Genomic DNA, 10,587 nt, shown 5'->3' with positions numbered 1-10,587 from the left:
GCAGCGGCAACGGTGAACGGCGGGTGGAAATTGGCCAGCAGGCCCGGCCTATTCGCGGGTAAACCCGCTCCTACGACCGACAAACCTGAGCTAGAACGCTATTACGGCAATTGCACCTGCGGCTTGGTCGCGGCAAAGATCGCCCAACTGGAGACGAACAGCGCCGCGATCAACGGGCCGATCACGAAGCCGTTGAGGCCGAACACCGCCAGCCCGCCAAGGGTCGACACCAGGATCAGGTAGTCCGGCATGCGGGTATCCTTGCCCACCAGGATGGGCCGCAACACATTATCCACCAGGCCGATCACCAGCACCCCGAACGCGGTAAGCACCACCCCTGGCAGTATCGCCCCGGTCAGCAGGAAGTACGCCGCCACCGGCGCCCAGATGATGCCCGCGCCCACCGCCGGCAGCAGCGACAGAAATGCCATCAGCACCGCCCACACCAGCGCACTCGGGATGTCCAGCACCCAGAAAATAAAACCACCCAACGCACCTTGGGTAATGGCCACCAGCACGTTGCCCTTCACCGTCGCCCTCACCACACGATTGAACTTCAACTGCAAACGACGCTTCTGGTGTTCGGGCAGCGGTACGGCCATGCGCACCCGGCGCGCGACGTCCGGGCCATCACGCAGGAAAAAGAACAGCAGGTACATCATGATGCCGAAACTGATCAGGAACTCGAACGTGCCCTGGCCAAAGCTGAACGCCTGGCTGGCCAATACCTGGCTACCCTGGGTTGCCCACTTGGTGATCTTGTCACGCAACCCGTCGAGGTTACCCATGCCCATGTTGTCCAGGCCACGCTGGGCGAATGCCGGGAGCATGTCCTTGCCGCGCTCGACGTAACCGGCGATGTCCAGTTGCCCGCTTTCGATGCGCTGGTACAGCGTGGCGCCCTCTTGTACCAGCAGCGCGCTGGTGATGATCACCGGCAGGATCGCCACAAGCAGGCACACCAGCGTGGAGGTGATTGCGGCAAGGTTACGCCGACGCCCGCAGCGGATCAGCAAGTTACGCTGCAGCGGGGCGAACAGGATGCCGAGGATCACCGCCCAGAAGATTGCGCCGTAGTACGGCAGAAGAATCCAGAAGAAGGCAATGGTCACCAGCGCCAAGAGTACTGCCAGGGCCTTGTTCTGTAGCGCGGTTTCGTTCATCGCAGTTCCTCACATGGCTTATGAGTGATTAGTGCACCGCACCTGGACAAAAGTGCCGCGCTCTCTTGACGCAAATCAATACGCACCTTGTCCATCGCCCCTAGCATCGCCGCCTTTTTGCCCCGGTGCGCACATGAACCCTACTGCCAAGCCCGAACTGCTGGCCCCCGCCGGCACTCTCAAGACCATGCGCTACGCGTTTGCCTACGGCGCCGATGCGGTCTACGCCGGCCAGCCACGTTACAGCTTGCGGGTGCGCAACAACGCGTTCGATCACGCCAACCTGGCGCTGGGGATCGAGGAGGCGCATGCCCTGGGCAAGCGCTTCTACGTGGTGGTCAACATCGCCCCGCACAATGCCAAGCTCAAGACCTTCCTCAAGGACCTGGCACCCGTGATCGAGATGGCCCCGGACGCGCTGATCATGTCCGACCCCGGCTTGATCATGCTGGTGCGCCAGCACTTCCCACAGATGCCGGTGCACCTGTCGGTGCAGGCCAACACCGTCAACTGGGCCAGCGTGCAGTTCTGGCAGCAACTTGGCCTGAGCCGGGTGATCCTGTCGCGGGAGCTGTCGCTGGACGAAATCGAGGAAATCCGCCAGCAGGTGCCGGGCATGGAGCTGGAAGTGTTCGTGCACGGCGCCCTGTGCATGGCCTATTCCGGCCGTTGCCTGCTGTCGGGCTACCTCAACAAGCGTGACGCCAACCAGGGCACCTGCACCAATGCCTGCCGCTGGAAATACGACGCCACGCCGGCCACCGAGAACGCCACCGGTGACATCGTGCGCCAAGTGCAGCCCACCCTGGGCCTGGGTGCACCCACCGACCAAGTGTTCCTGCTACAGGAAAGCAACCGCCCCGGCACTGAAATGCCAGCGTTCGAGGATGAACACGGCACCTACATCATGAACGCCAAGGACCTGCGAGCCATCCAGCACGTCGAGCGCCTGGCCTTGATGGGTGTGCATTCGCTGAAGATCGAGGGCCGCACCAAATCACACTTCTACTGTGCCCGCGCGGTGCAGTCGTATCGCCAGGCGATCGACGACGCGGTGGCCGGGCGGCCATTCGACCGCGCCCTGATGGGCAACCTCGAATCCCTGGCGCAACGCGGTTACACCGAAGGTTTCCTGCGCCGCCACGTGCACGACGAGTACCAGAACTACCAGCGCGGCAACTCGGTGTCCGAGCGCCAGCAATTCGTTGGCGAACTGACCGGCGTGCGTATCGACGGCCTCGCCGAGGTCAAGGTGAAGAACCGCTTCGCCGTGGGCGACCATCTGGAGCTGATGACCCCGCGCGGTAACTACCACTTCGACCTGCACCGCCTGTGCAACCGCCAGCAGCACGCCATCGAGGTCGCACCGGGCGATGGCCATGTGGTGTACCTGCCGATCCCGGAACAGGTTGCCCTCGACTACGGCCTGCTGATGCGCGACCTCCGCATCGACGAAGCAACAAGCTGACAACACTGTAATGTGCACCTCAGCTACCTGACAGCCGGCGGCAGCGAACATCGTGGCTCTTCCGCATGAGGCCTCGCCATGTTGCGCAACCCCTCCCGCCGTACGTTTGTCAAAGGCCTGGGCGCCGCCAGCACGCTGGCGGGCCTGGGGCTGTGGCGCCCGCTGGCCCAGGCCGCCGAAGGCCGAGACCTGGCCGGCCAGCATTTCGAGCTGTTCATTGGCCAGACCCCGGTCAACATCACAGGCCGGCCGCGTACCGCACTGACCGTCAACAACAGCCTGCCCGGCCCGTTACTGCGCTGGCGCGAAGGTGATACTGTGACGTTGCGCGTGCGCAACCGACTGGCGCAGGACACCTCGATCCACTGGCACGGCATCATCCTGCCAGCCAAAATGGACGGCGTGCCTGGCCTGAGCTTCGCTGGCATCGAACCCGGCGGCGACTACCTGTACCAGTTCACCCTGCGCCAGAGCGGCACCTACTGGTACCACAGCCATTCGGGGCTGCAGGAGCAAGCCGGGGTATACGGGGCGATCGTGATCGAGCCACGCGAGCCCGAAACGCACCGCTACCAGCGCGATCATGTGCTGCTGTTCAGCGACTGGTCAGACCAGGCGCCGGAACACCTGATGGCAACGCTGAAGAAGCAGTCCGACGCGTACAACTTCCACAAGCGCACGGTTGGCGATTTCATCGAGGACGTGGCCGAAAACGGCTGGAGCCCCACCGTCGCCGAACGCACGGCCTGGGCGCGCATGCGCATGAGCCCAACCGACCTCGCGGATATCAGCGCCGCCACCTACACCTACCTGCTCAACGGCCAACCACCGCAAGGCAACTTCACCTGCCTGTTCCAGCCAGGCGAAACCGTGCGCCTGCGGCTGATCAACGCCTCAGCCATGACCTATTTCGACTTCCGCATCCCTGGGCTGAAGCTGACGGTGATCGCCGCCGACGGTTTGCCGGTGACCCCCGTGAGCGTGGATGAACTGCGCATTGCCGTGGCAGAGACCTACGACGTGCTGGTAACCGTGGGCGACCAACCCGCCTACACCCTGTTCGCCCAGAGCATGGACCGCACCGGCTTCGCCCGCGGCACCTTGGCCCGTGCGGCCGGGCTGCAGGCACCGGTGCCAGCCCCCGACCCGCGCCCGGTGCTGAGCATGGACGACATGGGCCACGGCAGTATGGATGCCATGACGGGCATGGACCACGGCAACATGGCCGGCATGAGCCACGCCGCCATGCCGGCCATGCAGCAACACCCGGCCAGTGAAACCGGCAACCCGCTGGTGGACATGCAGACCATGGCACCGCGCCCCAACCTGGCCGACCCTGGCATAGGCCTGCGTGACAATGGTCGCCGCGTGCTGACCTACGCCGACCTGCGCAGCCCCTACCCCGACCCGGACGGCCGCCCGCCATCGCGTGACATCGAGCTGCACCTGACCGGCCATATGGAACGCTTCGCCTGGTCGTTCGACGGCATCAAGTTCAGCGACGCCGAACCGCTGCGGCTGACCTACGGGGAGCGCGTGCGCATCACCCTGGTCAACGACACCATGATGACCCACCCCATCCACCTGCACGGCATGTGGAGCGACCTGGAAGACGAGCATGGCCAGTTTCTGGTGCGCAAGCACACCGTCGATATCCCGCCCGGCAGCCGACGCGCCTACCGGGTGACTGCCGACGCGCTGGGCCGCTGGGCCTACCACTGCCACTTGCTCTACCACATGGAGAGCGGCATGCTCCGCGAGGTACGCGTCGATGAATGACACCCGCAACCGCAGCATCGTGGCAGGCGTGACGCTACTGACCTTGCTCGCCAGTGAACGGGCGATGGCCGCGGGTTTCGAACACACGAACCACGGCCAGATGGGCCATCAGGCCATGCCCATGAACCATGAAAGCATGGGCCATGGCCAGCCTTCCCTCAGCCAGCCTCGCACACCCCTGCCTGCCATCACCGACGCCGACCGCCGCGCCGCATTCCCGCCATTGCCAGGGCACCAGGCGCATGACCGGGCGCTGAACTGGGCAGTGATCGTGGACAAGCTCGAATACCAGAATTTCGAGAGCAGCAGCGCCCTGAACTGGAACGCCACCGCCTGGGTCGGCGGCGATATCGACCGCTTGTGGCTGCGCACCGAAGGCGAACGCGAACAGGGCAAGACCCACAAGGCCGAGCTGCAGGCGCTGTGGGGCCATGCCGTGAGCCCGTGGTGGGAACTGGTGGCCGGCGTACGCCAGGACTTCAAGCCTGCCAGTGGCCAAACCTGGGCCGCCCTCGGCATCCAGGGCACACCGTTGTATGGCCTGGAGCTGCAAGCCACCGCCTATGCAGGCGAACGGCAACAGACCGCGCTGCGTCTGGAAGCCGCTTACGCTATGCTGCTGACCAACCGCTGGATACTGGAGCCGACCCTGGAGGCCAACCTCTACGGGCGCAACGACGCCGGGCGCGAGCAAGGCGCGGGGCTGGCCGACAGCGAGGTGGGCCTGCGCTTGCGCTACGAGATCACGCGCGGCTTCGCCCCCTACGTAGGGCTCAGTTTCAACCGCCTGCACGGCTCGCGTGCCAACCAGGCCCGAGAAGACGGCGAAGACCTGGGCCAGACCCGCCTGGTCGCCGGTATCCGCCTGCGTTTTTAGAGGAGTGCTTCACCATGCTGCGCAAACACCTGCTGACCCTGAGCCTGCTGGCCGTCACCGGCCTAGCCCAGGCCGCCGAGACCATCGACGTCTACCGCGATCCCAACTGCGGCTGCTGCAAGGCCTGGATCAGCCACCTGCGTGACAACGGTTTTATCGTCAATGACCACGTCGAGCCAAACATGAGCGCCGTCAAGCAACGCCTGGGCGTGGCGCCGCGCCTGGCGTCGTGCCACACCGGGGTGATCGACGGCAAGTTTGTCGAAGGCCACGTGCCGGCCGAGCAGGTGCGCCTGCTGGCCAAGCGCAACGACCTCAAGGGCCTGGCGGTACCGGGCATGCCCATGGGCTCGCCCGGCATGGAGATGGGTGACCACAAGGATGCCTACCAGGTCATCGGGGTGACCCAGAATGGCCAGGACACCGTGGTCGCCAACTACTGATGCTCAGCCTGGGGGCGCTGTTTCTCAGCGCCTTTGGTGCCGCCACCCTGCTACCGCTGCAATCAGAGGCCGTGCTGGTCGGTCTGTTGCTGCGCCAGCCCGAGGCATGGGCGATCCTGCTGCTGGTAGCCACCCTGGGCAACGTGCTCGGCTCGGTGGTCAACTGGCTGCTGGGCCGGGCCATCGAGCACCTGCGCGACAAACGCTGGTTCCCTTTCAGCGCTGCCCAGCTGGCGCGTGCGCAGCAGCGCTACCAACGCTGGGGGCAATGGTCGCTGCTGCTCAGCTGGATGCCGGTGATCGGCGACCCGCTGACGCTGATCGCCGGGATCATGCGTGAGCCGTTCTGGCGCTTCCTGTTGCTGGTGACCCTGGCCAAGGCTGGCCGCTATGCAGTGCTTGCGATGATTACCCTGGGCTGGTTTCACGCCTGGTAACACCTTTCAGGTTTCGCGTGGTCCACTGGCTGTTACAGTCGCCCCAATCAACCCGGCCCTACACGGAGTACCCCCATGCTGCGCGCATCCGCCCTTGCCCTGGCCTGCCTTGCCAGCAGTTCGGCCATCGCTGCCGAGTCGCCGACCTACGGCCCCCAGCTCGAAGGCTTCAGCTACCCGCACCCACTCAAGCATTTCGACTTCACCTCCCAGGGCCAGGCCCTGCAGATGGGCTACATGGACGTGCCCGCCCAAGGCCAGGCCAATGGCCACAGCGTGGTGCTGATGCACGGCAAGAACTTCTGCGCCGCCACCTGGGAAACCACCATCGACGCCCTGAGCAAGGCCGGCTACCGGGTCATCGCCCCCGACCAGGTCGGTTTCTGTACGTCGAGCAAGCCGGCGCATTACCAGTACAGCTTTCAGCAACTGGCCGACAACACCCATGCCCTGCTCGAACGGCTGGGTGTGAAGCAAACCATTGTGCTCGGTCACTCCACCGGCGGCATGCTCGCCACCCGCTATGCGCTGATGTACCCCCAGCAGGTGGAACGCCTGGCAATGGTCAACCCGATCGGTCTGGAAGACTGGAAAGCCCTCGGCGTGCCCTACCGCACCGTGGACCAGTGGTATGCCCGCGAGCTCAAGCTGGATGCCGAAGGCGTACGCGCCTATGAGCGCAAGACCTATTACGCCGGGCGCTGGAAGCCTGAATACGAACGCTGGGTGCAGATGCTGGTGGGCTTGAACAAAGGGCCAGGGCATGAAACGGTGGCGTGGAACTCGGCACTGATCTACGACATGATCTTTACCCAGCCGGTGTACCATGAGTTCAGGCACCTGCAGATGCCGACCCTGCTGCTGATCGGCGACAAGGACACCACGGCCATCGGCAGCGATATCGCGCCGCCGGAGTTGAAGGCCAAGCTGGGCAAGTATGCAGAGTTGGGGCCGCAGGTGGCCAAGCTGATACCCAAAGGTGAGCTGATCACCTTCGAAGGCATGGGGCATGCGCCGCAAATCGAGGAACCGGTGCGGTTCAATCGCACCCTGGTCGAATGGCTGGGCAAGTGAGCCAATGATTGGTCCCCCGTGGAAGCGCACAGGCTTTGGAATTTTGCGCAAGCCCGCTGCTGCCACAGGGTTCCTCTACACGTTCCAGACCAGCGCTTCTGTCCAGCCCAGCTCGGCAAAGTCGCCCGCCCGCAACTCGGCCTCTTCCTCGCAGAAAAACTCATCCAGCTGCGGCGGCCTGACCGCTGTATCACTGAGCATCGCGTGCACCTGCCCACGGTGATGCACCTGATGCTCGAACAGATGCGCCAGCAAACGCAGCCGCTGCTCGCGTTGCACCCGATCAGGCCGCACGACGCTCACATAGCGGCCCAGGTCGCCATCACTCAGCCCCCGGCAGTAGGCGATCAAACGGTGGTCAGCCTGGGCCTGCTCGGCATGCAGGTCGGTACAGGTGGCAAACGGCTGCTCCGGGTCGAAGAAGCGTTCGCCGTCGGCATCGGGCTGCTCGCCGCGCTGCTCGCACTCCAGCATATGCAGGTAGAACCAATCCACCGTCAGCAAATGGTTGAGGGTGGCCTTGATCGACGGGAAGAAGCTGCAACGCGGGGCGACGAACTCGTCCTGGGTCAGTTGCAGGCAGGCCTTGTACAGGCGGTGATTGGCCCAGCCATTGTTATAGGCCTGGGTCAGCAGATGATGCGATAACGGCTGCATGGTCGGCTCCTTTTCAGGCGAAGCGTTGCAGTTGCATCTCCCGCAGCCGGCTCAGGGTACGCTGGTACGGGAACGCCAGATAACCTTGAGTGTAGAGCGCATCGAGCGGCACCTGTGCCTCCAGGTACAACGCCACCCGGCGGTCATAGCATTCGTCGACCAGGGCGATGAAACGGCGAACCGCATCGTCCTTGGGCGACAGCGCAGGCAGTTCACGGTCGCCCGCCACTACCCTCGCCGCGCCATCTTCGGTGCCACGGGCAATACGCCCCGCCCGCTGCTCCCCGCCCAGCGCCGGAATGCCGGATACCAGAATCGAGGAAAAACGGTCACACAAGGCCATGAACTCCATGGCCGCCAGGGGTTGATCGCACAGATCGGTGAAACGACACCAGATAGCCTGCTCACTGCGCCGCACGACTTGAATGTGCCTTGAGCCAATAACCAAAGGCTGATCAGTGCCGGTATCTTCAGGGCTGAGCTGGCGAAACACCTTGCCCAACTGGCTGGCCTGCTCCGCCTCGGCTACCCAATAGCGCTGCCGCGCTTCACCGGGGTGCAGGCGGTGATCCTGCTCGCCCACTACTGGCAGTACCTGCATGTGACGACCAATGGCGGCGATGGCCGGCAGGAACCGCTCGCGGTTGAAGCCATCGCGGTAGAGCTGCTCGGGTGGCTGGTTGGAGGTGGCGACGATCACCACACCCTGATCGAACAATACCTGGAACAGGCGGCCGAGGATGATCGCATCACCGATGTCGTTGACGAACAGTTCGTCGAAGCACAGCACGCGGATTTGCCGCGCCAGCTCTGCCGCCAGGGCCAGCAGCGGGTCGGCGGTGCCGTTGAGCTGAAACAGGCGCTGATGCACCCAGGCCATGAAGTGGTGGAAGTGCTGGCGCCGGCTCGGTATGCGCAGACACTGGTGGAACTGATCCATCAGCCAGGTCTTGCCGCGCCCGACCGGGCCCCAGAGGTAGAGGCCCTGGGTGGGGCGGCCCTGCTCGAGGGACTGGAAGCAGCCTTGCAAGGCCTCGACGACGCGGGCCTGGGCGGGGTCAGCAACGTAGCCCTGAGTGCTCAGGGCTTGCTGGTAGAGGGATTGGGGGTCGATGGCCATGGCCGCATTCTACCCGACTGCCACCCTCGGTGCAGGAGCGCGTCAGTCGGTCAGGCCGACCTTGAGTAGCGCGCCATCCTTGTCTTCCGTCAGTACATACAGGTACCCATCCGGCCCCAGCCGCACATCACGGATACGCGCCTTCAGGTCACCGAGCAACCGCTCTTCATGCACCACCTTGTCGCCGTCCAGTTGCAAGCGGATCAATTCCTGAGTGGCCAACGCACCGATGAACAGATTGTGGTCCCAGGCCTTGAACGTCGGGCTGTCGTAGAACGCCATGCCGCTGATACCCGGTGACTTGTCCCAGACATGGTGCGGGTCGACCATGCCGTCCACATGCTCGCCCTTGGCCTCGGGGATGGGCAGCAGCGAGTAGTTGATGCCGTGGGTCGCAATCGGCCAGCCATAGTTCTTGCCAGGCTTTGGAATGTTGATTTCATCCCCCCCGCGCGGGCCGTGTTCATGGGTCCACAGCTGGCCGGTCCAGGGGTTGAGCGCGGCACCTTGCTGATTACGGTGGCCGTATGACCAGATCTCCGGGCGCACGTTGTCCTTGCCGACGTAGGGGTTGTCTTTGGGCACTTCGCCGTCCGGCAGAATACGCACGACCTTGCCTTGCAACTTGTCCAGGTCCTGGGCAGTGGGGCGTTGGTTGTTCTCGCCCAGGGCGATGAACAGGTAGCCGTCGCGGTCGAACACCAGCCGCGAGCCGAAGTGGTTACCCACCGACAGCTTGGGCTGCTGGCGAAAGATCACGGTGAAGTTCTCCAGCCGGGCGCGGTCTTCGGACAGCTGCCCGCGGCCGACCGCAGTTCCGGCCTTGCCGTCACTGCCCTCCTCGGCGTAGGACAGGTAGACGGTGCGGTCCATGCCGAACTCCGGTGACAGCGCCACATCCAGCAAGCCGCCCTGGCCCTCGGCCCAGACCTTGGGTACACCGCTGATCGACGGGCCGACCTTGCCTTCGGCATTGACCAGCCGCAGGTTGCCGGCGCGCTCGGTCACCAGCATGTCCTTGCCGCCGGGCAGGAAGGCCAGTGCCCAGGGATTGCGCAGGCCATCGGCAAGCGTGCTGACGGTCAAGGTACCTTCTTCGCTGGGAAACCGCTGTTCGGACGCCGCATGCGCCCACAAGGGCAATAGCGCGGCGGCCGTCAGGCTGGCCAGCCAGGGTGTTCGTAGCATGCCGGATTCCTTTCAAGTGGGCTTAAGGCGCACGTGGGTTGTCGCGCGGTGGCCGGGTGGGTTCCAGGTTCGGGGTTTGCTGTTGGCGGCGCAGGTTGTCGCCATTGCCGATGCCACGATTGTCCAGGGTGGGTGGGCGCTGGTACGGGGCGGTGGACGGGCCACGTACCGGTGGCGCAGCCGGCATGCTGCCTTGACGGCTGTTGGGGTTGGCCCGCTGGATCGGGCTGTTGTAAGGGTTGTTGTTGCCGGCAGCACGTTGCACGGGCTGCTGCGCAGCCGCGTACGCGGGCAGGCACAAGGCCAGGCCGAGGGCCAGGATGGGCAATGTCGGGGTCATGCTTCACCTCCTGTACGAAAATGCCGCGCCTGGTGGATTTG

At 64.4% G+C, this 10,587-nt stretch carries 11 protein-coding genes; 6 read left to right on the top strand and 5 right to left on the bottom strand.

Features of this window, described 5'->3' with window-relative positions; all coding sequences use genetic code 11:
* Nucleotides 1-101: 101 nt before the first annotated feature.
* The gene (locus tag ACF8GF_RS08565) at nt 102-1,163 is read right to left on the bottom strand and encodes an AI-2E family transporter (protein ID WP_176684908.1); all 1,062 of its coding nucleotides are present in this window, start codon (nt 1,161-1,163) and stop codon (nt 102-104) included.
* Nucleotides 1,164-1,296: 133 nt separating this feature from the next.
* Here ACF8GF_RS08565 and yegQ point away from each other — a divergent pair, with 133 nt between their 5' ends.
* The 6 genes from yegQ to ACF8GF_RS08535 all read left to right on the top strand — a co-directional run bounded on the left by yegQ (nt 1,297) and on the right by ACF8GF_RS08535 (nt 7,241).
* Nucleotides 1,297-2,631, top strand: coding sequence for a tRNA 5-hydroxyuridine modification protein YegQ (yegQ, locus tag ACF8GF_RS08560; RefSeq protein WP_392487666.1), 1,335 nt, complete (start codon nt 1,297-1,299; stop codon nt 2,629-2,631).
* Nucleotides 2,632-2,712: 81 nt separating this feature from the next.
* On the top strand, nt 2,713-4,410 hold the full coding sequence (locus ACF8GF_RS08555; protein WP_392487667.1) for a copper resistance system multicopper oxidase: 1,698 nt from the start codon (nt 2,713-2,715) through the stop codon (nt 4,408-4,410).
* On the top strand, nt 4,403-5,287 hold the full coding sequence (locus tag ACF8GF_RS08550) for a copper resistance protein B (RefSeq protein ID WP_392487665.1): 885 nt from the start codon (nt 4,403-4,405) through the stop codon (nt 5,285-5,287). Before ACF8GF_RS08555 ends, ACF8GF_RS08550 begins: the two co-directional genes overlap by 8 nt.
* 14 nt (nt 5,288-5,301) lie before the next feature.
* Nucleotides 5,302-5,730 carry a DUF411 domain-containing protein gene (locus tag ACF8GF_RS08545; RefSeq protein ID WP_176684904.1) on the top strand — a complete coding sequence of 143 codons (429 nt, stop codon included), beginning with the start codon at nt 5,302-5,304 and terminating at the stop codon, nt 5,728-5,730.
* Complete coding sequence (locus ACF8GF_RS08540) at nt 5,730-6,167, top strand: YqaA family protein (protein WP_003248912.1); 438 nt, start codon at nt 5,730-5,732, stop codon at nt 6,165-6,167. Before ACF8GF_RS08545 ends, ACF8GF_RS08540 begins: the two co-directional genes overlap by 1 nt.
* Before the next feature lie 75 nt (nt 6,168-6,242).
* The gene (locus ACF8GF_RS08535) at nt 6,243-7,241 is read left to right on the top strand and encodes an alpha/beta fold hydrolase (RefSeq protein WP_392462077.1); all 999 of its coding nucleotides are present in this window, start codon (nt 6,243-6,245) and stop codon (nt 7,239-7,241) included.
* A 75-nt stretch (nt 7,242-7,316) separates the two neighbouring features.
* Here the strand turns inward: ACF8GF_RS08535 and ACF8GF_RS08530 are convergent, their stop codons facing one another.
* Genes ACF8GF_RS08530 through ACF8GF_RS08515 form a run of 4 tightly spaced genes read right to left on the bottom strand, consistent with a single transcriptional unit; the run spans nt 7,317 to nt 10,546 of the window.
* Entirely contained in the window at nt 7,317-7,898 is a 582-nt protein-coding gene (locus tag ACF8GF_RS08530) for a DinB family protein (RefSeq protein ID WP_176684902.1), read from the bottom strand.
* A 13-nt stretch (nt 7,899-7,911) separates the two neighbouring features.
* Nucleotides 7,912-9,018 carry a cell division protein ZapE gene (gene zapE / locus ACF8GF_RS08525; protein ID WP_392487664.1) on the bottom strand — a complete coding sequence of 369 codons (1,107 nt, stop codon included), beginning with the start codon at nt 9,016-9,018 and terminating at the stop codon, nt 7,912-7,914.
* Nucleotides 9,019-9,060: 42 nt separating this feature from the next.
* On the bottom strand, nt 9,061-10,206 hold the full coding sequence (locus tag ACF8GF_RS08520; RefSeq protein WP_392487663.1) for a PQQ-dependent sugar dehydrogenase: 1,146 nt from the start codon (nt 10,204-10,206) through the stop codon (nt 9,061-9,063).
* A 22-nt stretch (nt 10,207-10,228) separates the two neighbouring features.
* Nucleotides 10,229-10,546: a hypothetical protein gene (locus tag ACF8GF_RS08515; RefSeq protein ID WP_176684899.1), complete on the bottom strand. Its 318-nt coding sequence runs from the start codon at nt 10,544-10,546 to the stop codon at nt 10,229-10,231.
* Nucleotides 10,547-10,587 lie beyond the last annotated feature (41 nt).

The sequence above is a fragment of the Pseudomonas sp. yb_5 genome, assembly GCF_043103865.1.
GTDB lineage: Bacteria > Pseudomonadota > Gammaproteobacteria > Pseudomonadales > Pseudomonadaceae > Aquipseudomonas > Aquipseudomonas putida_Y.
Note: the sequence above shows the minus strand (reverse complement) of the source record. Positions and strands in the feature narration are given on the sequence as shown.